The sequence below is a fragment of the Providencia sp. PROV048 genome, from assembly GCF_033688165.1.
Taxonomy (GTDB): Bacteria; Pseudomonadota; Gammaproteobacteria; order Enterobacterales; family Enterobacteriaceae; genus Providencia; species Providencia hangzhouensis.
In genome coordinates, this window is sequence record NZ_CP096360.1 from 2667464 (window position 1) to 2694218 (window position 26755).

Here is a 26755-nt window from a genome sequence, read left to right on the forward strand (position 1 = left end):
CCAACCGCTTTGTGTATAAAAAACAGCCTGAATAAGCTAATCTCGTAATGGCGGGTTTCTCACTTGCCTATCACCTGCTACATAATAATCTGCATCGCTTGTGGGTAACGGAGGACGGTTTCGAATTTTATCGGCAATTTTCTCTGCAATCATGATGGTCGTTGCATTTAAATTCCCTGTAATGATCAACGGCATAATCGATGCATCGATAACCCGTAGATTTTCAATACCGTGAACTCGCCCTGCACCATCCACGACAGCCATATCATCGTAACCCATTTTACAGGTTCCACACGGATGAAAAGCAGTTTCTGCTCTCTCGCGCACAAATGCATCTAGCTCTTCATCAGTGCTAATCTGTTTGCCAGGGCTTATTTCATCCCCACGATATGGGTCAAGTGCTGGCTGAGCCATAATTTCACGAGTAATACGAATAGCGGCACGAAACTCTTCCCAATCTTGCTCCGATGACATGTAATTAAACAAAATACTTGGATGCTGGTTTGGGTCTAGGGATTTCAAGCGAACACGCCCTCGACTAGGCGATCGCATTGAGCCTACATGGGCTTGAAAACCATGCTGATTGACTGCATTACTACCATTATAGTTAATCGCCACAGGCAAAAAGTGGAATTGAATATTTGGCCATGCGAATTTTTCGCTAGTGCGGATAAACCCACCTGCTTCAAATTGGTTGCTTGCGCCAATTCCAGTCCCTTTAAATAGCCATTCAGCGCCTATTTTAGGTTGGTTTATCCATTTTAAGGCTGGATATAATGAAACTGGTTGTTTGCATTCATATTGCAAATACATTTCAAGATGATCTTGCAAGTTTTGCCCAACACCAGGTAAAACGTGCACAGCTGGAATATTGAACTCAGCCAAAACATCCTCAGGCCCAACTCCAGAACGCTGCAAAATTTGCGGTGAGGCGATCGCACCTGCACATAAAAGAACCTCTTTACTCGCCTTCACCACCGTAGGCGTAGTGCTATTACCTTGATAATATTTAACACCAACCGCTTTTTTCCCTTCAAACTCAATGGTATCTGTCGTGGCATGGGTAAGAATAGTCAGGTTATTACGCTTTTTCGCTTGGTCCAAATACCCTCTTGCTGTACTTGCTCGTCGCCCTTGCGGTGTGACTGTACGGTCCATTGGGCCAAAACCCTCTTGTTGAACCCCATTTAAATCATCTGTTTGCGGGTATCCTGCTTGTACGCCAGCTTCCACCATCGCATGAAATAGCACATTATTGCCATTTTTCGGTGTTGCCACACTAACGGGGCCATCTCCGCCGTGATAATCATTCGGGCCAATATCACGTGTTTCCGCTTTTCTAAAATAAGGTAAACAATCAAGGTAACACCAGTCTTCTAACCCAGGCGTTTTCGCCCAACCATCAAAGTCTAGAGCATTCCCTCGGATGTAACACATCCCATTAATTAATGATGAGCCACCAAGCCCCTTTCCACGACCACACTCCATACGGCGGTGGTTCATATGCGGTTCAGGGTCAGTTTCATAAGCCCAATTATAACGTCGCCCTTGTAATGGGTACGCTAATGCCGCTGGCATTTGTGTGCGAAAGTCGAACCGGTAATCCGGTCCTCCTGCTTCAAGGAGCAGCACAGTAACATCAGGATCTTCTGTCAGGCGGGTAGCAAGAACGTTACCGGCTGAACCAGCACCGATAATAATATAGTCATAGACCATTGTTATCTCCTCTGTTTCAGTCAAATTAAAATGATGTGATTAAAAAACGGATGCAAATTCCCCCAGTTCCACTTGAATGGATTTCACTTGTGTATAATTTTGCAGTGTCATAACGCCATTTTCGCGGCCAACGCCGGAATGCTTATATCCGCCCACAGGCATTTGTGCTGGTGATTCACCCCATGTATTAATCCAACAAATCCCAGCCTCTAATTGATGAATAACACGGTGTGCACGTGTTAAATCTTGTGTCACCAATCCTGCTGCTAACCCGTACACACTATTGTTCGCACGAGCAATCACTTCGTCTTCCGATTGATAACTCAAAATACTCATAACAGGGCCAAAAATTTCTTCCTGTGTGATTTGCATTTCATCGTGGCAATCGGTGAATACGGTTGGTGCAACATAAGCTCCCTGTGCAAAATCGCCATCCATTAAGCGTTCACCACCGCACAATAACCTCGCGCCTTGTTGTTTGCCTAACGCAATATAACGCAACACGTTTTCCATATGAGCAAAACTGACTAATGGCCCAAAGTTGGTGTTTTCGTCAACGGGTGAACCTATTTTAATGCGAGCCACACGTTCAGTGATCTTGTCCTCAAACTGTGATTTAAGCGATTCAGGCACAAAAACCCGTGTTCCATTGGTACACACTTGGCCTGAACTATAAAAATTCGCCATCATGGCAATATCCGCGGCTTTATCTAAGTCTGCATCATCAAAAATAATTAGAGGCGATTTACCGCCTAGTTCCATCGTCACCTCTTTTAAAGAAGAAGCTGATGCATTCGCCATCACTTTTTTACCGGTTGCGATCCCCCCTGTGAATGAAACTTTGGCAATATCAGGGTGCTCTGTTAACCATTGCCCCACTTCACCGCCTTGGCCTGTCACTACGTTAAATACCCCTGCTGGCACGCCCGCTTCAGTGTATATTTCAGCCAACTTTAACGCTGTTAACGAAGTAACTTCACTGGGTTTGAACACCATAGCATTACCTGCTGCTAGTGCAGGAGCTGATTTCCATAACGCAATTTGGATAGGATAATTCCATGCACCAATACCTGCCACAACCCCAAGAGGTTCACGACGAGTATAAGCAAACGAGCTATCACGCAAAGGGATTTGCTGCCCCTCCAGCATCGGAATTAAACCTGCATAGTATTCAAGAACATCCGCCCCTGTAACGATATCCACATAACGAGTTTCAGAAAGCGGTTTGCCCGTATCAAGGGTTTCGAGGTAAGCCAATTCGTCGTTACGTTCTCGTAAAATATCCACCGCACGGCGTAAAATACGTGAGCGTTCCATCGCAGTCATTGCCGCCCAGACTTTCTGGCCTTGTTTAGCGCTTTCTACCGCCCATTGGATATCTTCAAGGGTCGCAGATTGCAGATCCGCGATAGTTTCCCCATTGGCAGGGTTGATTGCAGGAAATCGCCCGCATTCAGGTTGTGAACTGTCGACATAACCACCATGAATATAAAGCTTATGTATCGGTGGATGTTGCATATTATCTCCTCTGAATTGGTTATTAGGTTCCTAAAACCTCAGCACGTTGTAGTTGCATATCGATGTATTCGTTAGTGATTTTGAGTGCATCCTTAACAGGAAATTGTTCATTACTCAAAGCACTACGTAGCCATAGGCCATCAATTAAAGCAGCCAGCCCCTTCGCTGCCATCCGCGCATCTGCCTTGTTTAATACCCGCCCAAACTCATAGCTTAAGTTTGAATACAAACGCCGGTCATTAACCTGTTGTAAGCGGTTTAAATTCGGTTGATGCATACTGCTAGCCCAAAAGGCTAGCCACGTTTTCATCGCGGCCTCACTGGTTTGCGTTGGGTCGAAGTTGCCTTCAACAATCGCCTGAATTCGTCGTTTTGGCTCCGCTCCGGTTAACATGCGTAAACGCATTGCCACCGCAAAACCCAACTGGTATTGAATATGGCGCATAGTGGCTTCAAGCAAGCCATTTTTATCACGAAAATAATGGCTGATGATCCCTGTAGAAACCCCGGCTTTACGGGCAATTAACACAAAACTGGCTTCCTGCATTCCAACTTCATTAATCACAGCCAATGTGGCTTGAATTAACTGTTGTTTACGTATCGACTGCATTCCTATCTTCGGCATGGTATTTGAACCTAAAAAATACATTGATCCCTTTTATTAAACGTTTTTTTGATTGAATGTTCAATCAATATTAACTATTGTTTACAACAATTCATTCACAATTAACATAAGAGAGAAGATAACAAAAACCAAATCTTAGCTGATAAATCAATAGATTAGCTTAGAAAGTAATTTTAACCTGTTAAATAAATAAAAATGTGGAATGTCCAATGACAACTCAAAATAGCCCAAAAAATAAGCAGAAGGATAAATTGAATTCTGTGGTTTTTTTTACTTCCGCCGGTCTTATTCTGGCGTTTTCTTTTTTCACCATCTTGATGACTGAAACAGCAAATCAGTGGATCGTTGCCGCGCTTGGGTGGGTATCTAAAACCTTTGGTTGGTATTACCTGCTAGCAGCAACGCTTTATATTGTTTTTGTCATTTTCGTTGCTACCTCACGCTTTGGTAATATCAAACTCGGCCCTGAACAATCTAAACCTGAATTTAGCGTGCTCAGCTGGTCTGCGATGCTATTCGCGGCAGGAATTGGTATCGATTTAATGTTTTTCTCTGTCGCTGAGCCGGTCACCCAATATATGCTGCCGCCAACGGGCGAAGGCGAAACCTTAGAAGCAGCTCGTCAGGCGATGGTGTGGACACTGTTCCACTATGGCCTAACGGGCTGGTCTATGTATGCCTTAATGGGGATTGCACTGGGTTATTTCAGTTATCGTTATAACTTGCCGCTGACCATTCGCTCCGCACTTTATCCAATATTTGGCAAGCGGATTGACGGCCCAATTGGCCATACTGTGGATATTGCTGCGGTATTAGGGACGATTTTCGGTATCGCAACAACATTGGGGATTGGGGTTGTTCAGCTGAATTATGGTCTCAAAGTCTTATTCGACTTACCTCAAGGGCTCCCCGTGCAAAGTGGGTTGATCCTGCTATCGGTGATTATGGCTGTAATTTCCGCCACATCTGGGGTAAATAAAGGTATTAGGGTGTTATCCGAGCTCAATGTGCTTTTAGCATTTGGTTTGATTTTATTTATCTTATTTGTCGGCGATACTGAGTTCCTACTCAATGCCTTAGTGCTGAATGTGGGGGACTATATTAACCGCTTTATGGGTATGACCCTCAACAGCTTTGCCTTTGACCGCCCAACGGATTGGATGAATAGCTGGACGCTGTTTTTCTGGGCATGGTGGGTAGCATGGTCACCATTTGTTGGGTTATTCCTTGCTCGTATTTCGCGCGGCCGAACGATTCGACAGTTTGTGATTGGCACATTAATTATTCCATTTGTTTTCACACTATTATGGCTATCTATTTTTGGTAATAGTGCATTATATGAAATCATTCACGGCAATAGTGAACTTGCAAAAACCGTCCTCGACGCCCCCGAAAAAGGCTTCTATTCACTGCTTGAACTTTACCCCGGCTTTGGCCTAACCGCTTCTGTTGCAACCATTACTGGGCTGTTGTTCTATGTCACCTCTGCTGACTCCGGTTCATTAGTATTAGGCAATTTCACCTCAAAACTCAGTGATATTAACAATGACGCCCCTAATTGGTTGCGAATTTTCTGGTCTGTCGCAATTGGCTTACTTACCTTAGGGATGTTAATGACGGATGGCGTCGCTGCGTTACAAAATACGACGGTGATCATGGGCTTGCCCTTTAGTTTTGTTATCTTCTTTATTATGGCTGGGCTATATAAGTCATTAAAAGTTGAGGACTTTAGACGCGTTAGTTCGCTAAATACCAATGCCCCTGCACCACTATATGGCAACGGAACACTCAATTGGAAACAGCGTTTGGGACGAGTGATGAATTTCCCGGGAACGACTTATACCCAGCGGATGCTTGATTTGGTCTGCATTCCTGCCATGCAAGAAGTGGCAAAAGAGCTCAGTTTAAGGGGAGCAAAAGTGGAATTTAACACCTTGCCACCCATTGCTGATGAGCGATTAGACCATTTAGAATTAACGGTCGACCTAGGCGAAGAACAAAGCTTTATTTACCAAGTGTGGCCACAGCGCTATTCAGTTCCCGGTTTTACCTATCGCGCACGTTCAGGGAAATCCCATTATTACCGCTTAGAAACCTTCTTATGGGAAGGCTCACAAGGGAATGATTTAATGGATTACACCAAAGAACAAGTGATTAGCGATATTCTAGACCAATATGAAAAACATATGAATTTCATTCATTTAAGCCGTGAAGCCCCCGGGGCAACCTTAACATTCCCTGAATCTGTCTAGCTTGAACTCTAAGGGAGCGATGCTCCCTTAGAGTCAACAAATGAACAACTTATCAATAAGGGCGGCCCGCTTGCTCTAGCATTTTCTTCATTTTCTGGCGGTCATTCATCCAGGCCATTGAATGAGGGCACCCCGCTCCCGTCGGGTTAACATCACACACATTAAAATGTTTTGAAAACGCATTTTCATCTGCATTTCGCTGCTCTAACAAAGCTTGATAACTTTGTTCTTCTTGTGGAAGTTTCTTTTTGGGATCAAAGACAAACTTTTGTTGTGTCTGTAATTTTTTAATTCCTTGGTAGTCTTGATTAAACTCGCGATCAGCGGGTGACTTTTCTTTAAATGTAAAGTCGCTGGCAAAGCCATAAGAAGTAAAACAAAGAAAAATAACAATAATAACCTTTTTAAACATATCAATTTCCTGCTGTATCCATAAGTAAATATTATATGTCAGCAGAAACACATGGTGTTGAATAATAATAAGTGAAATTTATAAAATCCTTAATATTCAAATAAATAATTTACATAAGTTATTAAATCAATTGATTGATACATCATTGAAATTAGCTTAGCCTTGTTATATCAACCCTATGATGGATATTGGTGATAGCCCATTTTCTCTGAAATATTACGCCCCGCCGTTTTCAGTAATTGGACATAGTCATCAATATGCTGCTCATCAAAACGAATCGTTGGGAACGAAATCGATAGCCCTGCAACCACATGACCTAAGCGGTCATACACTGGCACAGCAATACAGCGCAGGCCTAACTCTTGCTCTTCTCTGTCTTGTGCATAATGGCATTCACGAACTGTAGCTAATTCCGTCAGCAGGTCTTCTATCGTTAAAATTGTTGTTGCCGTTTTTTGACTAAAAGTTTCATCTTTCAATGCCAAACGAATGGATTCTTCATCTTGCCAAGCGAGTAAAATCTTACCGATTGCGGTGCAATACAATGGGTTACGACGCCCAACCCGTGAATACATGCGTAAATTATAACTCGAGTCGATTTTATGGATATAAATAATGGCATCTTCATCTAATGCACCCAAATGCACCGCTTCATAGGTTAATTGGCCAATACGGCGCATTTCTTTATCTGCAATTTCTATCAGGTCAACATACTCGAGGGATTTTGCCCCTAATTCGAAGAGTTTTAAGGTCAGTGAATACTTATCTGCTTCACCTTCTTGATCCACATATCCTAACTGTTTCATCGTTTGCAGAAAACGAAATGTCGTGGCTTTTGACATCAATAAACGCTGTGAAAGCTCAGACACACCAATCTCTTTTTGCTCACCAAGGGCGCTAAGAATGCTAAATACCTTAACCACTGCTGAAACAGCATCCGTTTGAGTCGTTTTATCCATTATTTTTCCATCATCCTATAAATTGATATCGACATTACATCCTAACTAATAGCATAAGTGGCTATCATGATAAAAACAAGAACGGCGATTCGATATTTTTAAAACGGCGTTTCATTTTTATTGAAGTTCTATTTAAAATGGGTTTTAATAGCATCATTAAGTAGCAATAGTTTACTAAGTCGTAATCGCGCAGGTGGTGAAAATGAATACACATCCGCAAGTTGCCGTTATTGGCGAATGCATGGTTGAGTTGCAAAAATCGGGTGAACTTTATAGACAAACATTTGGTGGGGATACACTCAATACCGCGCTATACCTGTCTCGTTTAACTAAAGATCACGGTGTGACAACCCGTTACATCACCGGTTTAGGTCAGGACCCATTCAGCCAGCAAATGCTAAGCAGTTGGCAACAAGAAGGCATCAATACTGAAGAGGTCTTTATTTCGGACAAACATTTGCCTGGGATGTATTTAATCGAAACTTCTGCTGATGGCGAACGCCGCTTTTTCTATTGGCGAGATAATGCCGCGGCAAAATTTTGGCTTGATGCAGTTTGTCTTGACCACAACAGCAAAGCCCACACACAGCAAATCCTAAATTCGCAACAATTTATCTATTTAAGTGGCATCAGCCTAGCCATTTTACCTAGCGCTTCACGCCAGTTGTTATTTGAAATGTTACAGCAAGCTAAACAGCATGGTGCCCAAATTGTGTTTGATAATAACTATCGCCCCGCACTTTGGTCTTCCAAACAAGCGGCACAACAGGCTTATCAGCAAATTTTAAGCTTAACCGATATCGCTTTTCTGACCTTTGATGACGAACAACTGCTCTATGGTGATATTGATGAAACTGATGCAATTACACGTACCCAACAATATGATGTGAACGAAATAGTGATCAAGCGCGGTGCTGGTGCCTGCTTTGTGATTATCGATAACGAACGTATTGAAGTCCCTGCGAATAAAATCAACCACGTGGTTGATACCACTGCAGCAGGGGATTCTTTCAGTGCCGGCTACCTTGCTTGCCGTATTTTAGGTGGCAACCCATGCGAAGCGGCAAAAACAGGTCATTTACTGGCTGGAACCGTCATCCAACACCGGGGAGCGATTATTCCATCCGAAGCTATGCCAACCACTGCTTTAGAAACATGTTAAGAGGCTTTAACCATGAATCAATTACTTGAAAGAATTAAGAAACTCAATGTTGTTCCTGTTATCACCATTAATAATGCAGAGCATGGTGCGCCATTAGCAAAAGCTTTAGTAGAAAATGGCCTGCCATGTGCAGAGGTCACCTTCCGCACCCCTGCCGCAGTACAAGCAATTAAAAATATGCGTGCTGCCTACCCTGAATTATTGATTGCTGCAGGTACGGTATTAACCACAGAGCAAGTTGACCAAGCCATTGAAGCGGGTGTAGATTTTATCGTCAGCCCGGGTTTTAACCCAAAAATTGTGGCTTATTGCCAACAAAAGAACGTGATTATTATTCCTGGGGTGAATAACCCAAGCTTAGTGGAGCAAGCCCTTGAATTTAATCTCACCACGTTGAAATTCTTCCCAGCCGAAGCCTCTGGCGGGGTTGCCATGCTCAAAGCACTCAGCGCCGTTTACCCGGTTAAATTTATGCCAACTGGCGGTATTGGTATGAAAAATATAAAAGAATACACCGCATTACCGTCTGTATTAGTGTGCGGCGGTTCATGGATGGTACCGAATGAATTAATTGACAGTGAAAACTGGCAAGAGCTCGGCAAACTCATTGCCGAAGCCGCAACTATTTAATTAACAATAAAAATCTCGTTGTTGTTATTGTGCCCTTACTGGATGGTAAGGGCTTTTTTGTTGTTCGTGTTCATTAAAATATTGTTTAATTATTAGCTTTATCAAATTAGTCAAAGAATATAATACAATTTACTAATAATTTAGATTATAGATTTACTTAAATAATTTACAAATAAATAAGAGTTGAATGAAACTGCATACATTTTATTTTCGCAGAAGAAAACCAATAAAGTTTATTTTATTAATACTACTTATATCCCCCATTAAAAATCTTATTAACTATCTAATAATATAAATTTCAAATAACACTTCGGCAACGAGATATAGCTTCCTTTATGGCTTCACCGAGTTCTTCATCAGAAACACTATCCGGCAAAACAATATAGTCATCCTCAGTAAATCCATCCCCCGTCCATGCTTCTAGTTTTTTATGGAGTGTTGGCCTTAATGTTAAAAAACCATTTTTCTCTCTAATATTGCATAACATCATTGATTGATAAAAAATTTTTTTATTTTTGAAACCAAGAGAAGGTAAGTTTTCACTGAGCCATTTTTTTTCACACTCTGCAAGGCGATCTCTATTAAAAAAAAAGTTATCTACATGAGGATCTATAACTCTACATTTTTTTAGAGCAACTTTAGATAATTTACCTAGCTCACTATTTGTGACTTTTTTATTAACTGATACTATAGGAACCGTATCATCTACTACAAATAAATGATACCCTGACAAAACTATAATAAAATAAAACAAATCATTTACTCGAATGGATATATTATTTCCAGAGTCATAGTTTTCCATCTCCCCCCCTATTTTACTATTGTAATTTTCATATTAATATTATTCTCTATAGAATAAGCTATGGATTTATTAATTTCCACCCATTGTTCTGAAGTTGTTTTACTTGGGATTGCTATTTCTATAGTCCTTAGTTTGATATCTGAATTTAACAGTGTGAGCCTTGATTGGTCTATCCCTTTAAAATTAACCACATCATTTATATATCCGTTTATTTTTGAACTGTTCTTAACTGGGTTTTGATATATTTTAGCTCCCGTATCTAATGTTTTTACACTTATCGCTTCTTTATTTTTTGTAAAATAGTCAAATGTTTCCGTCCCCGCAGGTAACCTTTCACTATCCGCTAGTTTTCTAGATTTACCAATATAATCTTCAAATGGATAGCCTTGCTTGCCAACACCTTCACTACAGCCTAGACATTTTACTTGACCACACTTCGGCAACGAGAAAGCACTTCCTTTATGGCTTTACCTAATTCTGCGTTTGTTACTGTATCCGGTAAAATAATATCATCATCATCACTATATCCATCTCTCGTCCAATCTTTTAGTTTTTTATGCAAACTAGGTTGCAATATAATGTTACCATTAATTCGTTTAATACTGCATGACATCATATTTAAAAAAAGTGATTTTATACTTTTAAACTTACATTTAATTAACACATCACCAACCCACTCTTTATAGTCTTCATCAATCCTCTTTCTATCAAAAAAATCAGAATTTTCATACGGATCTATAATTCGACACTGACTTAATGCTAACTTTAACATTTCACCTAACTTTTCTTCAGTAGTATCTTTTTCCAAACAATAAACGGGCGTCTCATTATCTCTAACAAAAAAATGATATCCCGAAAGAACAAATATAAAATAAAATCGTTCGTTAACTCGGATTGATACATTATCCCCAGAATCATAATCAAGCATATATTGTTCCTTACTTAACAACCGTTATATTAAGTTTTATGTTTTTATCATTAGCGTAAATTATTGATTTATTAATTTCAATCCATTGTGCTGGAGTAGTTTTACACGGTATAGCTAACTCTATCGTTTTATTTTTTACACTTGACTTTTCAAGCTTAAATTTAATGCTGTTTATTCCTTTGAAATTAACCACATCATTTATATATCCGTTTATTTTTGAACTGATCTTAACTGGGTTTTGATATGTTTTAGCTCCCGTATCTAATGTTTTTACACTTATCGCTTCTTTATTTTTTGTAAAATAGTCAAATGTTTCCGTCCCCGCAGGTAACCTTTCACTATCCGCTAGTTTTCTAGATTTACCAATATAATCTTCAAATGGATAGCCTTGCTTGTAAACGCCTTCTCCAAAAGCCATATAGGTTTTTCTACCGTCCGGCTCAATTCTATATATTTCTTTGATATCTATAATAGGCCAAGATTTTTTACCATTCAATAGCGCATCAACATATCGGCCTGAATTCGCTGATATGCTAGCAGCACTTTTAACAGTAACAATATATCCTGCTACCTTAGTAAATAGTTGACCAGTTTCTAAACCCGCATTAAACGCACCATCAGCTCCAGCTTTCTGATATTCGATTTCAATTTTATTAATTCGATTTAGAATATCTTGTTTTTCACCCTCAGCTATATCACTGAACATTGTTTCACTTGTTAATAAAGCACGTATCCCATCCCATGTTTCTTCATAATTTATTGTTCCATTTACAACATCTTTTAATGTATCCCATAACTCTGCAGGAACTCCCGCAACGAAACCGGCAGCAAAAATACCATCCTGATGACTACTGGCTAATCCCCATTTGATATGGATCCCAGCACGCTTAAAAAGATTAGGCTCAGCAGCTAGCTCTTTTTCCATTAACTCACGTTGCTTGTGAGATAAATAGTTATAACGAAAAGTATTCTCAGCACTATTTGCTGCGCTATAAACCCCTCCGGGTTCGCCAGTAAATATCGCACCTGCAAATCCGCCAAAAGCTTTCGCCATTTGAGCTTTTTGTTCTGCTTTCTTTTTCCATTCATGCGCCTGAATTAAATTATCATCTAGAGCAATCGCTGCAAATTCCGCAGCGAGAGCACCAACAACAGCACCTTTTGTATTGTTACCTGAAAGCTCAGCAGCAAGCCCGCTCACAGCAGCGTGACTGAGCATTTTCCCTGATTGACCTAAAATTTGCCCATTATCGCCAATTAGCCTAGCACCCTCTGCATTCAGTTGATTAGCGACATTACCTAAAAATGCATTTTTTAAATTTTGAGTAAAACTGCCACCTTGAATTGATGTATTAATGCTTGAACTAACAACAGATTGTGCCGCAACACGTTGTGCCACATTACTCCAATCACCATCACTCAATAAAGGTAGCTTCGCTTCAGCCCCAGTTCCTGCTCCCCACTCCATATGAACATCTAAACCACTGAGTGCGCCGGAAACAGCCATCTGGGTAATAATCGATTTAACCGTTTCGCTCCGGCCTAATGCATTAAATGTTTTTGTTAAATCTCCTTTATTTTCAACCAATGCATTAGCTGTTTGAGCTGATAAAGCCATCACGCCACTATAAGCCGCTCCGGATATTGCACCTCCTGTCACACCACTAGATCCGGATGATGCCCAAGCTGCAAACTCGGTTGCCGTTCCGTGAGTCATTGCTGCAATTGAAATCATAATCAATGCTGACACTACAGGGTTTAAATGCTGACTTTCATAATCCCATTGCTCATAAGCATCTTTAACAATATCCCATTGGATATCTTTACGATCTTTTAAACTGGCTAGCCATTTAGTTTCATCCCTTTTCCCTAATTCATTAAGGACACTTTCTAAATTTTGAGCATTTTTAGCTTTAACATCTGCACTCACACCATTCGCGGCACCAACAGTCAATGCACCACCAATATGTAATGAGGGTAATACCCATGAGTCCTCTTTATATCCCTTATCCCGGTGAGTAATATAAAAGCCAGTTGAATTAGAAATGACTTGCTCAAACTTACTATTTTTAACTGCTTTAAAATTCACCTTACCAGTCTGGCTAGTTATCTTTGCATTATGTCTGGTGTTGAGTTTTGTAGCTTCTAATGTGATATCGTCTTTGGCAAATAAGTTGATATCTTTATTTGCGACAAATTCAGAGACTTTATTCGTAGCAGATTGAAAGTTTTTTATTTCATGGGTCGAACCCCAGAAGCATGATTTTATACCTAAAAAACGATTGCAATATTTGCGCTCTTCCTCCCACTTAGTCGTTTCAATCATAGATTGTGCGTAAAGGATCCCCCCCTTAGCTGCAATATCAATAAAGCCTTTCGCTGCAAGTTTTGTTGCTTGAAATAATGTACTACCATTTGACAATAAAGTGATATTTTTCCCGCTATGAATTTCTGATCTACGTTGTTCCCTTTTATCTGTATTATTTTTTCGACTTTCCTCTGTTAATGCTTCAAACTTGATATTGTTATCACTTGTAATTGTGATATTTTTACCTGCTTCTAACTTAGCGCCTCGACTAACAAAATCTCCAGCAGAACTTAAAACAATATCTTTAACACTCTCTATTGAAGTGACTAAATTTTTCCTTTCATAAAAATTCCTAGTTGGGAAGTCAGTCAAGGAATATGATGTAGAATCAAGAGTAAGTTGTTTGCCCGCTGATAGTGTGATGTTTCCCCCACTCGAAAGGTTAGCTGAAATAATCCCCATATCTTCACCACTCATCATAGTGAGATCTTTTTTAGCGGAAATGGGAGCAATTAGTTTCTGTATTTGTGAATGAGATAATACTCGCGTTAATTCATTCGCTTTTTCTGGTAAAAAATATGCATCTAGTGTGTCCGTAAGAACAGCATCATATTCACCAGACGAGAATCGAGGTCTAATTGAAAGCTCAGAGCCATTTATAAAATTAATGTTATTATTAGAATAAAAACCATAACCTGATGAAAATAAATTACCACCCGCTTGAAGCAATAAGTCTTTATTTGTTTGTATTTTCCCTCTATTGTTAAGAAAGTTATTAAAATTAGTTTTATATTTTTCACTATCCCATAACTCTTTAACTCGTATCTTAGGGGTATTTATATCGTTTTCCAAAAACAATATATTTTCACCTGCATTTACAGAGAAATTATTTAGAGGTTTTATCACTGAATCGAGGAAAATTACATTTCCTTTTGCTTGCACTAAGATATCATTTTTAACTGAAATATTTCCTTCATATGCTTTCCCATTTTTATTGTAATATCTTTCAGGCGAGTCATTTGAAATCAACACACTGCCTTGTAAAGATTTTATAAACGCATTATTTGCATTTACTTGACTATTTTTCCTTACTTCTATATTTTTATCAGCTGAAAGAATAAAATCATGCTTTGTATCTATTTCTGCATTTTCTAAATCAATATTTGTATTAGAAAATATGTATACATCCTGTTCGGATTTTAACCCATGATTAATTTTAACATTTCCCCCCTTGATAAAAACATTTTTAGCAGTAACAATATTAGGTACATCCTGAATGATTTCTTTATCTTTTGGTAGAACGATGAAAGGTTTATCATCATAATAATCAAGGTGAGAATAGCGATTAGATGGATATAGCTTACTTGCTTTTGAGTTGCCATAATCAGGTTTATTAATAATGCCTTTAACAAAGCCATTACCTAGTGATATTCTATCATTGGATGTATATCTAAAATCCACATCCTCTAAGAAATCACTCATAAAATTATTACCTGCGAAAATACTGGCAGGAGCATAAATAGGGTAGTCTATTTGGCGTAATGCAAAAGTCTCATCAGGTAGTCTATACCCAGTAATACTATAATCTATAAATTGATTGCTAATGGCAGGGCTATCTGTGAATGTTAATTCATTCCGCATGGCATTTGGTGTAAACCTATAATAACGCTCATGTTCGTTTTGAACTAATAAACTACTATTTATGAAGCTCCTCCCTGTCAATATCATATTTTCTTTTGATTTTATATTACTACCATAGTTTAATAATTCATTAGCGGATATATATAAGTTCTTACCAGCCAAGATATCACCTGTTTTACCAATGGTTTTATAGGCATATTTATAATTTCCTAGATTAATAACAGGTAGGGAAGAAATGGGAACTGTACCACCAAGCAATCTATTTAAAAACTCCAAGTTTCTTTTTGGGTCACTAATCCCAGAATTGACAAAATAACTATTTTGCCAGTCTCTAAAATCATAGGCGGGCACATCATAATTATGTGTCAGAAAATAAAGAACTCCATCATCTGTTATTCCTTCTTTTATCGGGTTTAAAATAATGGGATTTTTAAATTCCTTACCCACTGCATCATTGGAAAAAACAGATTTTTTATCATCACTACCTTGAGCGGTAAAATATAGTCCCTCTAAGCTTCGGTTATTTGCAACCTCTTTCGCTCTAACAACCAAGTCTCCCTTTTCTGTTTTAATCGTTGCGGACTTGTTTACGATAGATTGACTTAAATCTCCAATTGCATTTTTCTGTATCCACAAATTTTCTTTCGCTTGAACAAGTGCTTTTTCACCCGTATTTTTAATTGTATTAGAAAAAATACGCATGTCCTTACCTGCTATAATCTCGCCTTTATTGATTAAAGAATTTGTCGCAAGGGTAATATCATTTTCCGCATTTAATTTTGCATTTTTCTTAATATAGAGTTCTTTACCACTAACATTAATTTCATTTTTTGATTGAATATTACCATTTGTTGTAATTTTCCCATCAGCAGTTAGTATTAAGCTCCCTTGAGTGGTGTAAATGTTATTTAAATTGACTCCTATACCTGATGCTGTACTCGTTAATTTTATTTGGCCAGCATACATGCCTCCAAGTGCTTTTGTATCAATAGCAATAATAGGGCTTTGTATTTCGCCATTAATTGATGTTACAGTTCCTTTTTGGAAATCAATACGATTATTCCCATGCATCAATGAGACATTTTTCCCTTTAATTTGTCCATTAAGAACCATTGCTTGGCTAATAATATCCGTATAATTTGGGGTTTCGGCATTCATTCCTTTATTGCCAATGGTGATCGTCCCTTTTTTTACTTCAATAGCAGATAATTGACCGTCGCTACCAAGAAATGGTTTTCCTGTTGTTAGGGTGAGCGCGGGAACATTGATAAAGCTACATCCATTGCACGTTATTCCATTTGGGTTTGCTATAATCACATTCGCAGATTTTCCCGCCACTTCCAATTTTCCAAGTAACTGGGACTGACTATTTCCTACAACTTCATTAATAATCAGTTCTGCATTAATTTCTCTTAACCTATTGTTTCCATTTATGTCCCCTGCGAGTTGAGTTTTTACTGTATTCTTTGAATTATTTAATATAATACCTTTTTCAAGAACATTAAATTGTTGGTATTTATTATGCGAAATACCATTTTCATTTGGAGTAGCTATATTAACAATAGTGGTGCTGTTTTTTTGATAAACTGAAGAGTCATTCCCTGAAATTAAAACATTACTACCCCAAGATGGATTAATCGGAAATAATATAAATAAACACATCAGATAGTAGATAATAAAACGCTTCAAACGTGGTATTTTATGTTCAACCATAAACTTCTCCTACATAGATTATGAGTTAACTTGAATATTCCAATGTAATGACCAATTATTTACCTTTAATTTCGATGGATAATACAAGGGAGTGCTAGAATTCTTTGTGTTCTAACTTCATTAACTAAAACATATGATGAGTTTAATTCCATTTTTTTAATACTATTTTCATTTCCTCCTTCTTTTTTAACGGCTGGTTTTATAATTCTTTTCTTTGATTTAATTCTGATATCAATCTTGGATTTTTATCTTGAGCATGGATATCCCTGAAAATTGATAGTGACGTCAAAAAAGAATAAGCATATTTATTAAAAGTGAATATCAAGCTTATTATTTTCATAAAAATGATAATAGTATTTTTCATGTATATGTCCCTATATGACCTAGCATAAAAAATAACGATGATAAATATATCAAGCAAGCATCAAATTTATTATATGTCTTATAAAAATTAAAAACATGATTAGTTTAAAAAACAAATAGCAACTATAACCACCACAAACCTAATTTACTTATTAAGGCTTGTGGTGGTGAATAATTAAATTATTGGCTAACTAACCAATAAAACGTTTTAACTGTAAACGCAACATCTCATTTTCGCGTCGGAGTATTTCATTTTGATCCATTAGGCTCATCGCCATTGCGATGCCCGGCCAGTCAATTTCTAATTCATGGTAAAGACGCACGGCTCTTCTCACAATGACTACCGCTTGGTCGTCAAACAACCATTCATTGGTAGTTTCAATAGGTTGAATTATCCCAAGGCCGACAATTTCTTGTAATTCATCTTCAGCAATACCGGTATGAATGCAAAAATCAATAACGGTTAATGTGGTTAACTGTTCCATTATTTTCCTCCCCAATTTTTACGCGGGTCAAAGTGCGTATGGCTCTCAGCCAACTTCTGCCATAGCGCATCCGACTCTGCATTACTGCTATTCGGCATCACGATTTTTATAATCGCATACAGATCCCCAGCTGTGCCTTTATGTTTCAGCCCTTTACCTTTAAGGCGTAATTTTTGGCCAGCTTGGCTATTAGCAGGAACGGTGATCACAATCGGGTCTTTTAATGTTGGAATGGTGACTTTAGTTCCGAGGGCTGCTTCCCATGGCGCAAGCGGCACGACCACTTCTAAATCATGGCCTTTGATATCAAATAATGGATGTGGTGCAATGCGGATGGTTATCCATAGATCGCCATTTTCACCGCCATTTTCCCCCGCTGTGCCTTGCCCTTTTAAGCGAATACGTTGCCCATCAATCACCCCTGCCGGGATAGTCACATTAAGTGTTTTGGGAACTTCATTTTCGATAAAACCAAAAGCGTTATAGACGGGTAAGTTATAGCTAATGGTACGTTTATGTGGTTCTTGGGTTTCTTCAAGGAAAACAGCCAGTTCAACTTCTAAGTCCTGCCCGCGGTGACTGCGTGTTTGCCTTGTGCCACCACGTGTACGTTGGGAAAACATCGATGAAAAAATGTCATCAAAACCACCCGCATCAAACCCTTGCTGAGAATATGTCTGGCTTTGTTGACCTTGGTTGGCTTGGTTAAAATAGGGGTCATTTCTGTGCTCCCACATTTCATCGTATTCCGCGCGTTTTTCTTTGTCGCTGAGTACCGCCCACGCCTCTGCAATTTCTTTAAATCGCGCTTCTGCATTTGGCTCTTTACTGTGACATCGGGGTGATATTTTCGCGCTAAACGGCGATACGCGGTCTTAATGGTTTTTAAATCATCGGTGCGCTTAACACCCATGATGCTGTAATAATCCTTTAGTTCCATAGTCATATCTCGTTCACTTATCTGTTGAATAGAATTCTTATGGTATTTACCCAATTGGGTTAAACATCACAACGACCTTGAATTTAACTTAGGACATTTACGCAGTAATTGGAATAGCTAGGCCATGATAAAATTCCACAAAAAACAGGAAATTTACGCTATTTCAGGCTAAACCTATAAGAGTGCCGTTTGATTAATAGGGGAACTCTATGGATGCTCTTGCCAATCGCCTGAACTATAAAGTCAATTTTGCTATCTCTATTGAGGATTTTATTCGATTAATTCGCCAGTCACCATTTAAAGAAATGGTGCCAACCGATAATCTTACTCAATTAGATGCAATGCTGAATAACGCGGATTTATTGGTTAGTGCATGGGATGACGAACAGGTGGTCGGTTTTGTCCGCACGGTGACGGATTTTAGTTCTTGCTGTTATATCTGCGAACTGGCCGTTGATATGCATTATCAAAAACACGGTATCGACCGCCAATTAATGCGCCTCGTCGCTGAAGAACTCCCCGCCGACTGCCAGATTTTATTTTTCTCCACCGACAGCAACCTCACCGAATACTTAAAACTGGGGTTCACCCAATCCCCAAGAGCATGGCACACCACGGCAGAGAATTTTTTGGTTAGATCGGCAGAGCTGGATGAATAATAGAAAGTAACATCGTTAAAAGCGTAGAAATATAGTAGAAAAAACAAATTTAAATGAGATTTAAAATACCCCTATGCGTATGCTCTAAATAATTCGTGCTACAGCTAGGCGGCAAGCTAGTTTAGCCCTAATAGCATACATCAGTATGAAAAACACTGGAAATATCTAAAAAACAGTTTCGATTTAGGTTTTATTAAAAATCCCTCGATGCTGATGCTCTAAATAATTCGTATTGTGGGTAGAAGACCAGAGAGGATATCTCGGGGAGCATACATAAGTATGTGACCCGAGTAGCCGAGCGCAGTCGACACCCCCACAATGCGAAGTATGACGAGCATCTATCTGAGGCGGCCGCGGAGACGCTTAATAGCCTGACTATGCAGCTGACTCACCCTTGACTCCCCCACCTCCAGCACCGCGCCAATCTCCTTCAGATTCAGCTCTTCTTGGTAATACAGTGTCAGCACCATTTTTTCGCGTTCTGGTAATTGATTAATCGCCGCCGCGATTTGGTCACGCAAGCTGGAATCTAGCAACAGACTCAACGGGTTACCGCCGTCATCTTCATCCATTTGCGGCTCACAGCTTTCCCCATGAACCTCATGCCATTCATCATAGGAAAACAGTTGGCTGTTATTGGTGTCTAGCAGCGCTTGGCGATACTCAGCAAGGTCAATATCCAGCGCTTTGGCGATTTCCGGCTCGGTGGCACTGCGCCCTAATGATTGCTCCAGCGCACCAATGGCTTTGGTCATTTCACGCGCTTGGCGGCGTACACTACGCGGCACCCAGTCACGGCTGCGCAATTCATCTAGCATTGAGCCACGAATACGCTGCACCGCATAGGTAGCGAACGATGCCCCTTGAGTCACATCGAAACGTTCCAATGCATGCAGTAAGCCTATGCCCCCCGCTTGAATTAAGTCGTCAATGTCAACACTAGCGGGTAGTCTAACTTGCAGTTTTAGGGCTTCATGGCGTATTAGAGGGTAATAACGCTCCCATAGGCTATTTTTATTAATCACACCTTCGGCAGTATACAAATCACTCACAACCTGAATCACCCTTCAAGCTCTATAAAAGTTATTCATTATCTGTGTTGGTTTTGAATTCAATCCGTAGAGTAAGGCACTAAATATGGCTTTATTTGCCTTATCCTAAATAGGTAAAATTTGAATGATTGCAATGTTAACGATTGTTTTAACACAATTTTTAGGGAATTTTACTGGTAATACAAGAGGGAGTGGTTGTTTTATTGAGAAGTGATTTTGTCATTAAATTGCAGATTTGGACTTTAGACTTTGTTATTGACTAAATTAGCCTTCTTAAAGCAAGTAAAGTTATCGGTAAGCAGCAAGCAAGCTTAACACTAAGCATGAGAACCAAAGTAAACATAGCACTAGATATGGAAAATAATGACAAAGAAAATAATCAGATTAATGGATTATATATAAATAATATCATTATTAAATACAATTAATATTAATTAAACATTAAGTTAATTCGGACTAACAAGGTAAACAACTTATTATTTGACAGATTTAACTTATATAATGTATTTTTACATTCACTAATGTAATAGCATATTAGTTTAATTAAAAAGTAAAATAACACATAGATATTTTGAGGTTATTATCTTTTAATTTAAACTTAAATAATTAAGAAGAAAAATGATACACAAAATATATTTCTTTTATTTTTTCTATCTTTTCCCAATGTGGATATCCAAAACATTGCAGCCTATCTACTGGGAACAGCAGGCGCAATTAACGTTATTTTCAATTTCGTACGTAATGATGGCAATTGCGGGGGCCTGCTCACTACTTTATGCCAAAGGACTGTCCCAAATTGGCACTAAGCATGGGTTAATGGTGGGCTTTTTTCTATATGGAGGCGGCCTTGTTCTTAGAGCCTATCCCACAGGGATGGCTATCGCCGTGACTTCAGGTTTGATGGCAGGGATGGGTGCAAGTATTATCGCTATTGCGCTAAAATCACTGATTTTTAATATTGATAAACAGGAACAAAATAAAGTCCTGTTGCACACTGATAATTTAAGCACAATTGCACAAAGCCTTGGGGCTTTTATTGCAGGAGGGCTAGTGACGATTTTATCAATTATCGATCAAACTCCATATCGTTCCGCCTTATTGATTAGCGGGGTCATGGTATTAATCGCCATTGTAGCCATTCCTTCATTAAAAATACCAAAAACTGAGAAACCATTAGTAAAAAAAGGCTCCCAAAAAGGCACTTCATTTTTTCATTTTCTCAATAAAGCAGATTTAGTTTTATTTATTGCATTTATTCTCAGTGGCACCAGTTGGGCGTTGATCTTACCCATTATCCCAGTGTATTTAAAAAACATGCATTTTTCAGATGCGAATGTTGGCCTTGTGATGTCATTAGGCATTATTTCTGGGCTAGTACTCAAAAACCTTTTTATGTTTATTTTTTCTGACAAAGATAAACCTATCTCATTACTCGTTTTTTCTGGTTTATGCATGCTGATGCTCTATGGTATGTTTTGGTCAATAAAATTTAGCTCCCCGATTGTTTTCGCCATCTCGATTATTGCCATGTATATGTTTAGAACCGTTTGCTCACTGCTGATCAATTTGGTTGAGATGGAGATTGCACGCAAAGGGAATGCCGAACATATTTTTGGTTTAATACAAACCGCGTTTTTGACAGGGGATATCTTTGGCGGAATTGCCCTACCCTATGTTTATGAGTCTGGTTTTCTGGTTAACACCCCTTTGGTTATTATTATATTTATTCTGTTATCAAATATATTAATTTACAGCTGTGCCAAAACCAGCGCTAAAAGCCATACAGAACTTGTCTGAAAATGCTAAAGCGAGCCCTAAATAATTCGTGGTGCGGCTAGGCGACAAAGGAGATTATCCCGATGAACGTACATAGGTACGTGATTCGGGTGAGCGACTAAAGTCAACAACACTGCAGCGCGAAGTATGACGGGCAAAGAAAAGGCCAGCTTGCTGGCCTTTAATCGGGAATACAAGTCTAAATTAACGTAACAGACTTAAAACACCTTGTGGAACTTGGTTAGCTTGCGCTAACACAGCAGTACCTGCTTGTTGCAGGATCTGACCACGGCTCATGTTAGAAACTTCTGTCGCGAAGTCAGCATCTTGAATACGGCTACGTGCAGCACTCAGGTTGTTAACAGAGTTGTTCAGGTTATTGATGGTAGATTGCATACGGTTTTGGATAGCACCTAAATCTGAACGTAAGCTATCAACAGTTGCTAATGCTTTGTCTAAAGTACCCAGAGGGCCTTTAGCATCCAGTGCTTCTTGCTCAGCTTCAGTTAAAGTGGTAGCTGCGGCAAATGTTAATTCTGGTTCAACTTCATCACCAGCACCAGCACTAGTTTCTTTCTTCCCAGCAGTTACTGTAGGTGCAGCCATTTTAGCTGTGACTTCTTCACCTGCTGCATTTTTACCAACAATAAACATTTGTGCGGTATTATCTGTGCCATCGGCGTTGGTTGCATAATATACTTTAGCACCAGTAAGTTTAGCACCGTCAACCTTAATATCATCAAAACCTTTCTTAGCCGCTGCTGTTGCAGATACATTATCATCAAGGTCACCTTGTAACTTCTTAACATAACTATCAGCAGTGACTTCTGAACCGAATTTGCTTGAGCTTGCATCAAAACCAGTCAAACCTAACTCTTTGCTATCAATTTTTTTCAAGTTGATAGCGATAGTTTCTGAATCGTTAGTACCAACCTGAATCTTCATTGAAGTATCTTGGCTTAATACTTTCACGCCGTTAAACTGAGTTTGTTCAGAAATACGGTTGATCTCGTCCATACGAGCCTTAACTTCTTTATTGATAGACTCGATGTCGCTCTTAGAGTTAGTACCGTTTTGTGCTTGAACAGTCAGTTCACGAACGCGTTGTAAGTTATCGTTGATTTCGTTAACTGCGCCTTCAGCAGTTTGTGCGATAGAGATACCGTCGTTCGCGTTACGTGCTGCTTGGGTTAAACCTTTCACGTTTGCAGTGAAACGGTTAGCAATCGCTTGGCCTGCCGCATCGTCTTTTGCGCTGTTGATACGTGAACCAGAAGATAAACGCTCAATCGCCGTACCTAATACGCCTTGTGAACGGTTTAAATTGTTCTGAGTGGTCAGAGACAGAATGTTAGTGTTAATAACTTGTGCCATGGTAATGTCCTTGTTATTCAAATTAATAAGTTAAGCCTATGTGCTTAACTGAGTGATTTTCGTCAGCAATATGTTTATCGGCTGTAACCAAAACCCCTTTAGGCTTTTTGCATAAAAATTTCATCAATAACGGCAAAACCTGCACGGGAAGCCGCTTTTTACTTTATTATTTTGTTTGGAACTATTTTATTTTTATCCATTTTCTGATTATTTAACCCTAATAAGAATAAATACCTAGGTTTACCCCGTTACTTCCCGCCATCGTTGTTTCTCAGAATAGTCTAAAATTTTCCTCCCTTTGGCCGATATCAGTCTAAATAGTTTTTATATTCAAGATTTATGTCGCTGACATAGCGTAGGAGAAAACATGGCAGGAATATCCACACTCGGTATCGGGTCAAACTTAGATTTAAACGTACAAATGGATCAATTAGAAGCGATGGAGCGCCGTCGTTTAGAGCCATTAACCACCCAAAAAGCCAGTTATGATGCCCAAATTAGCGCCTTTGGTAAAATGCAGTCGTCCTTAGAAAAACTGAAAAAAGCCGCTGAAGATTTAAAAAAATATGGCGATATCAGCACCACCAAAGTGAATGGCGAATATAAAGCCTTTGACGTGAAAACCGATGGTAAAGCCGTTGCAGGTGTACATGATGTGTTAGTTACACGGTTGGCAAAAGCGCAAACTATTGCCACTCAAGGGCAAACTGATAATAAAAAATTATTAGGCAGTGATGCCAGTGAACGCACCATTACCATCACTCAACCTTCACAAAAAGAAGCTAAAGACAAAATCGTTATCAAACTTGATAAAGAGAGTACCTCTTTAATCGAGATTGCAGATGCAATTAATAAAACTGATAAAGGTGTCACTGCCTCCGTCATTAAAGATAAAAATAACGAATATCACCTCGTCGTGACGTCCAAAAAAGAAGGTACAGAAAACCGTATTAGCATTAAAGTCGACGGTGATGATGAACTTGCTAAAATACTCAATGTTGAGTCGGTGATGGATGATAAAGGTGTCGTTACCTTAAATACTGATAAAGACAGTGGTATGGTGCAAAAAGTTGCCCCACAAACGGCTTTACTGGAAATTGACGGTTTTGAGTTGGAATCACAAACCAATGAAGCCAAAGATCTCTTCCCTGGTTTAACCCTCACACTGAAAAAAGAAAGCGAAAATAATAAAGCTGACCATTTAATCGTTTCTGAAGATATCGAGCCCGCTAAAGTTAAAATTAAAGCGTGGGTGGATGCCTATAATGAATTTCAAACTCTTGCTAGTGAACTCACCAAATATACCCCAACAGAAAAAGGGACTGCACCAGATAAAAGCAATGGCCCACTGATTGGTGATTCAACCTTACGGGGTATTCAAAGCACGCTGCGCTCCCAAGTGCGTACCGCACAAGATAGCGGAGAGATGAATTTACTCAATAAAATGGGTATCAAGCAAAAACTGGACGGTACCTTAGAGATTGATAATAAAGTGCTGGATAAAGCGCTAAAAGAAAATCCAACCAGCGTTAAAGTATTTTTTGCGGGTGACGGTGAAAAAACAGGCTTTGGTACGCAAAATTTTAACTTTTTAAAAGACACCTTAGACAGTAAAGAAGGCACCCTGCACAACGCCACCGATGGTATCCAAAAGAAAAAGAAAAGCTTAGACAAACGTATTGAGCAGACCAATAAACAGATCGAAAACACCATGGATTTACACCGCCGTCAGTTCCAAAACTTGGACAAAATGATGACGTCACTGAACAGCACCAGTAATTCATTAGGCCGATTATTAGGCTAATACTTTTAGGTTAAAAACATGTATCAACGACACGCACAGCAAGCCTATCAGCAGGTCGACTTGGAGAGTGAAATCACCAACGCGACCCCATACCAACTGATCCAAATCCTGTTTAAAGGGGCGCTAAGTGCCCTAAAACGCGGGGAAATTTTTATGCAACAGGGTAAGGTGGCTGAAAAAGGTAAAGAAATCTCAAAAGCTATCGACATCATTGACACTGGGTTAAAGCAGTCGTTAAATTATGAAGCTGGCGGCGAACTTGCAGAAAATTTAGCAAGTTTGTATGAGTATATGACTATGCAGCTACTCCGTGCCAACCTCGAAAACAACGTGGCTTATGTCCAAGAAGTTTACCAATTACTCTCCGATATCGCCTCTGCGTGGCAACAAATCGGTGCAAATGTGGATGAAAGATAATCAGGTGGACAATAAAAATCCTATCGATTTACAAGAAATATACCGTAATGTCTTAGTATTAAGTGAAAATTTAGTTGCCTTAGCGCAATCCGGGGAATGGGAGACGTTAGTCTCCCGAGAGACAGAATATGTCCTTGCGGTGGAAAACCTCACCAAGTTAACGCAAGCGTTCGAAAAACAGCAGCCAATAACTGAAGAGTTTATTCAGTTATTGCATAAAATTATTGAAAATGAACGCGTTACTAAAGAATATTTACAACAGCATTTAAACTTTTTAAGCAAAGAAATTAAGCAATTAGACCAAAAACGGGTACTCAATAATAGCTATGGCCAATTTGATGAGCCAGACACCCCGTTAGTCGTTCGCCCCATGGAATGAATTTAAGTGTCAGGCCAACAAGCCTGACACCCTCTTCCCTTCGGGATTACAGCCTATTGTTGCTGCTTTAGACGTTGCTGCTTTTTCAGTTTTTTCAACAGCATATTGCGTTTTAACGGTGACAAGTGGTCAAGAAACACTTTACCGTGTAAGTGGTCAATTTCATGTTGCATGACAATCGCTAAGAACTCGTCGCTATCCACTTCAAACGCTTTACCGTGCCTATCGAACGCTTTCACTTTAACGCGCAGGAAACGCTCTACATCCGCGTAGATCTCCGGTACTGACAAGCACCCTTCTTGGTAGCTGGTTTCCCCTTCACTTTCGACAATCTCAGGGTTAACAAATACCATCGGCTCATCACGGTTTTCTGAAATATCAATCACCATAATGGATTTAGTTTCAGCAATTTGCGTAGCAGCGAGGCCAATGCCGTTATCGGTGCTGTACATGGTATCTAACAAATCGTCGATTAAGGTTTGTACTGCAGCGAAATCTGTCACTGGGCTGCATTTAATACGCAGTCGTTCATCTGGAATTTCAATAATTTCTCTTACTGCCATAATTTAAACCCTATAAATTCGATTGCTTTTATTCAAATATCAATAATTCAAAATACTTTAAACTACAGTGACGACATGCAATAACCACGGTTTTAACGGCGTTAACTGCCGTCACTGCCCTGCCAGTGAAGTATGGCAAACAGACAAAATATTATCGTCTTTCTATTTCATCAACAACATGCAAAAAATGGCATTGTTAATCAGAAAGAAAATTTCACTTTAAACATCAATAAATTATCACTAAGCTGTTTAGTTTAAACCTTTATGCCACACAAGG

Annotated in this window: 22 protein-coding genes and 1 pseudogene; 8 read left to right on the top strand and 15 right to left on the bottom strand. The window is 39.3% G+C overall.

The genetic code is table 11. The features are described 5' to 3' along the window. Positions 1–36: 36 nt before the first annotated feature. The 3 genes from betA to betI are packed head-to-tail and all read right to left on the bottom strand — an operon-like array spanning position 37 to position 3859. Positions 37–1716 (bottom strand): choline dehydrogenase, encoded by a 1680-nt coding sequence (betA, locus tag M1F26_RS11780; protein WP_140170685.1) that lies wholly within the window; start codon positions 1714–1716, stop codon positions 37–39. 39 nt (positions 1717–1755) lie between these two features. Further along, positions 1756–3234, bottom strand: coding sequence for a betaine-aldehyde dehydrogenase (gene betB, locus M1F26_RS11785; RefSeq protein WP_096865098.1), 1479 nt, complete (start codon positions 3232–3234; stop codon positions 1756–1758). 22 nt (positions 3235–3256) lie between these two features. Next, on the bottom strand, positions 3257–3859 hold the full coding sequence (betI, locus tag M1F26_RS11790; RefSeq protein ID WP_140170686.1) for a transcriptional regulator BetI: 603 nt from the start codon (positions 3857–3859) through the stop codon (positions 3257–3259). Positions 3860–4068: 209 nt separating this feature from the next. Between betI and M1F26_RS11795 the strand changes: the two genes are divergently transcribed. After that, the gene (locus M1F26_RS11795; protein ID WP_004255510.1) at positions 4069–6111 is read left to right on the top strand and encodes a choline transporter; all 2043 of its coding nucleotides are present in this window, start codon (positions 4069–4071) and stop codon (positions 6109–6111) included. Positions 6112–6163: 52 nt separating this feature from the next. Here the strand turns inward: M1F26_RS11795 and M1F26_RS11800 are convergent, their stop codons facing one another. Together M1F26_RS11800 and kdgR are read right to left on the bottom strand one after the other, a co-directional pair. After that, complete coding sequence (locus M1F26_RS11800; RefSeq protein WP_227528808.1) at positions 6164–6523, bottom strand: hypothetical protein; 360 nt, start codon at positions 6521–6523, stop codon at positions 6164–6166. Between the two features lie 176 nt (positions 6524–6699). Continuing rightward, positions 6700–7482: a DNA-binding transcriptional regulator KdgR gene (gene kdgR, locus M1F26_RS11805; protein WP_180359459.1), complete on the bottom strand. Its 783-nt coding sequence runs from the start codon at positions 7480–7482 to the stop codon at positions 6700–6702. Between the two features lie 202 nt (positions 7483–7684). Between kdgR and M1F26_RS11810 the strand changes: the two genes are divergently transcribed. After that, positions 7685–8644 carry a sugar kinase gene (locus M1F26_RS11810; protein ID WP_140170689.1) on the top strand — a complete coding sequence of 320 codons (960 nt, stop codon included), beginning with the start codon at positions 7685–7687 and terminating at the stop codon, positions 8642–8644. 12 nt (positions 8645–8656) lie between these two features. Beyond that, positions 8657–9274, top strand: coding sequence for a bifunctional 4-hydroxy-2-oxoglutarate aldolase/2-dehydro-3-deoxy-phosphogluconate aldolase (locus M1F26_RS11815; RefSeq protein ID WP_094961198.1), 618 nt, complete (start codon positions 8657–8659; stop codon positions 9272–9274). 298 nt (positions 9275–9572) lie between these two features. On the opposite strand, the gene M1F26_RS11820 is transcribed toward M1F26_RS11815, so the two are convergent. From M1F26_RS11820 to M1F26_RS20010, 7 genes and pseudogenes are all read right to left on the bottom strand, one after another. Further along, positions 9573–10076, bottom strand: a complete 504-nt coding sequence (locus M1F26_RS11820; RefSeq protein WP_140170690.1) for a contact-dependent growth inhibition system immunity protein — start codon at positions 10074–10076, stop codon at positions 9573–9575. An 8-nt stretch (positions 10077–10084) separates the two neighbouring features. Continuing rightward, the gene (locus M1F26_RS11825; protein WP_140170691.1) at positions 10085–10519 is read right to left on the bottom strand and encodes a hypothetical protein; all 435 of its coding nucleotides are present in this window, start codon (positions 10517–10519) and stop codon (positions 10085–10087) included. After that, positions 10498–11004, bottom strand: a complete 507-nt coding sequence (locus M1F26_RS11830; protein ID WP_140170692.1) for a contact-dependent growth inhibition system immunity protein — start codon at positions 11002–11004, stop codon at positions 10498–10500. Before M1F26_RS11830 ends, M1F26_RS11825 begins: the two co-directional genes overlap by 22 nt. Positions 11005–11014: 10 nt before the next feature. Continuing rightward, positions 11015–16666, bottom strand: coding sequence for a DUF637 domain-containing protein (locus tag M1F26_RS11835; RefSeq protein WP_140170693.1), 5652 nt, complete (start codon positions 16664–16666; stop codon positions 11015–11017). Between the two features lie 554 nt (positions 16667–17220). Further along, positions 17221–17514: a chaperone modulator CbpM gene (locus M1F26_RS11840; protein WP_140170694.1), complete on the bottom strand. Its 294-nt coding sequence runs from the start codon at positions 17512–17514 to the stop codon at positions 17221–17223. After that, entirely contained in the window at positions 17514–18362 is an 849-nt protein-coding gene (gene cbpA / locus M1F26_RS11845; RefSeq protein ID WP_413242946.1) for a curved DNA-binding protein, read from the bottom strand. Before cbpA ends, M1F26_RS11840 begins: the two co-directional genes overlap by 1 nt. Next, positions 18315–18460: pseudogene (locus tag M1F26_RS20010) on the bottom strand (DnaJ domain-containing protein); the annotation flags it as partial. The pseudogene M1F26_RS20010 and the gene cbpA, both read right to left, overlap by 48 nt. 203 nt (positions 18461–18663) lie before the next feature. On the opposite strand from M1F26_RS20010, the gene M1F26_RS11850 reads away from it, so the two are divergent. Continuing rightward, complete coding sequence (locus M1F26_RS11850) at positions 18664–19113, top strand: GNAT family N-acetyltransferase (RefSeq protein WP_140170695.1); 450 nt, start codon at positions 18664–18666, stop codon at positions 19111–19113. Positions 19114–19451: 338 nt separating this feature from the next. Here M1F26_RS11850 and M1F26_RS11855 read toward each other — a convergent pair whose 3' ends face one another. Then, the gene (locus M1F26_RS11855; protein WP_140170696.1) at positions 19452–20165 is read right to left on the bottom strand and encodes an RNA polymerase sigma factor FliA; all 714 of its coding nucleotides are present in this window, start codon (positions 20163–20165) and stop codon (positions 19452–19454) included. A 618-nt stretch (positions 20166–20783) separates the two neighbouring features. Here M1F26_RS11855 and M1F26_RS11860 point away from each other — a divergent pair. Then, positions 20784–21962 carry an MFS transporter gene (locus tag M1F26_RS11860; protein WP_140170697.1) on the top strand — a complete coding sequence of 393 codons (1179 nt, stop codon included), beginning with the start codon at positions 20784–20786 and terminating at the stop codon, positions 21960–21962. Between the two features lie 183 nt (positions 21963–22145). Here the strand turns inward: M1F26_RS11860 and M1F26_RS11865 are convergent, their stop codons facing one another. Then, the gene (locus M1F26_RS11865) at positions 22146–23315 is read right to left on the bottom strand and encodes a FliC/FljB family flagellin (protein WP_140170698.1); all 1170 of its coding nucleotides are present in this window, start codon (positions 23313–23315) and stop codon (positions 22146–22148) included. 367 nt (positions 23316–23682) lie between these two features. Between M1F26_RS11865 and fliD the strand changes: the two genes are divergently transcribed. The 3 genes from fliD to fliT are packed head-to-tail and all read left to right on the top strand — an operon-like array spanning position 23683 to position 25915. Then, positions 23683–25119 (top strand): flagellar filament capping protein FliD, encoded by a 1437-nt coding sequence (gene fliD / locus M1F26_RS11870; protein WP_140170699.1) that lies wholly within the window; start codon positions 23683–23685, stop codon positions 25117–25119. Positions 25120–25137: 18 nt separating this feature from the next. Continuing rightward, complete coding sequence (gene fliS / locus M1F26_RS11875) at positions 25138–25536, top strand: flagellar export chaperone FliS (protein ID WP_004909969.1); 399 nt, start codon at positions 25138–25140, stop codon at positions 25534–25536. Further along, on the top strand, positions 25526–25915 hold the full coding sequence (gene fliT, locus M1F26_RS11880) for a flagellar protein FliT (protein WP_094961189.1): 390 nt from the start codon (positions 25526–25528) through the stop codon (positions 25913–25915). The genes fliS and fliT overlap by 11 nt, the downstream gene beginning before the upstream one ends. 53 nt (positions 25916–25968) lie before the next feature. Here fliT and def read toward each other — a convergent pair whose 3' ends face one another. Further along, the gene (gene def / locus M1F26_RS11885; protein ID WP_102139319.1) at positions 25969–26478 is read right to left on the bottom strand and encodes a peptide deformylase; all 510 of its coding nucleotides are present in this window, start codon (positions 26476–26478) and stop codon (positions 25969–25971) included. Between the last annotated feature and the right edge of the window lie 277 nt (positions 26479–26755).

What these genes read in the sequence shown, in the direction of transcription:
- M1F26_RS11815 (WP_094961198.1), top strand. Translation starts at nt 8,657, where the DNA reads ATGAATCAATTACTTGAAAGAATTAAGAAACTCAATGTTGTTCCTGTT.
- betA (WP_140170685.1), bottom strand. Translation starts at nt 1,716, where the DNA reads ATGGTCTATGACTATATTATTATCGGTGCTGGTTCAGCCGGTAACGTT.
- M1F26_RS11800 (WP_227528808.1), bottom strand. Translation starts at nt 6,523, where the DNA reads ATGTTTAAAAAGGTTATTATTGTTATTTTTCTTTGTTTTACTTCTTAT.
- betI (WP_140170686.1), bottom strand. Translation starts at nt 3,859, where the DNA reads ATGCCGAAGATAGGAATGCAGTCGATACGTAAACAACAGTTAATTCAA.
- M1F26_RS11865 (WP_140170698.1), bottom strand. Translation starts at nt 23,315, where the DNA reads ATGGCACAAGTTATTAACACTAACATTCTGTCTCTGACCACTCAGAAC.
- fliT (WP_094961189.1), top strand. Translation starts at nt 25,526, where the DNA reads ATGAAAGATAATCAGGTGGACAATAAAAATCCTATCGATTTACAAGAA.
- def (WP_102139319.1), bottom strand. Translation starts at nt 26,478, where the DNA reads ATGGCAGTAAGAGAAATTATTGAAATTCCAGATGAACGACTGCGTATT.
- M1F26_RS11810 (WP_140170689.1), top strand. Translation starts at nt 7,685, where the DNA reads ATGAATACACATCCGCAAGTTGCCGTTATTGGCGAATGCATGGTTGAG.
- M1F26_RS11820 (WP_140170690.1), bottom strand. Translation starts at nt 10,076, where the DNA reads ATGGAAAACTATGACTCTGGAAATAATATATCCATTCGAGTAAATGAT.
- M1F26_RS11850 (WP_140170695.1), top strand. Translation starts at nt 18,664, where the DNA reads ATGGATGCTCTTGCCAATCGCCTGAACTATAAAGTCAATTTTGCTATC.
- M1F26_RS11840 (WP_140170694.1), bottom strand. Translation starts at nt 17,514, where the DNA reads ATGGAACAGTTAACCACATTAACCGTTATTGATTTTTGCATTCATACC.
- kdgR (WP_180359459.1), bottom strand. Translation starts at nt 7,482, where the DNA reads ATGGATAAAACGACTCAAACGGATGCTGTTTCAGCAGTGGTTAAGGTA.
- betB (WP_096865098.1), bottom strand. Translation starts at nt 3,234, where the DNA reads ATGCAACATCCACCGATACATAAGCTTTATATTCATGGTGGTTATGTC.
- M1F26_RS11795 (WP_004255510.1), top strand. Translation starts at nt 4,069, where the DNA reads ATGACAACTCAAAATAGCCCAAAAAATAAGCAGAAGGATAAATTGAAT.
- fliD (WP_140170699.1), top strand. Translation starts at nt 23,683, where the DNA reads ATGGCAGGAATATCCACACTCGGTATCGGGTCAAACTTAGATTTAAAC.
- M1F26_RS11830 (WP_140170692.1), bottom strand. Translation starts at nt 11,004, where the DNA reads ATGCTTGATTATGATTCTGGGGATAATGTATCAATCCGAGTTAACGAA.
- M1F26_RS11835 (WP_140170693.1), bottom strand. Translation starts at nt 16,666, where the DNA reads ATGGTTGAACATAAAATACCACGTTTGAAGCGTTTTATTATCTACTAT.
- M1F26_RS11860 (WP_140170697.1), top strand. Translation starts at nt 20,784, where the DNA reads ATGATACACAAAATATATTTCTTTTATTTTTTCTATCTTTTCCCAATG.
- fliS (WP_004909969.1), top strand. Translation starts at nt 25,138, where the DNA reads ATGTATCAACGACACGCACAGCAAGCCTATCAGCAGGTCGACTTGGAG.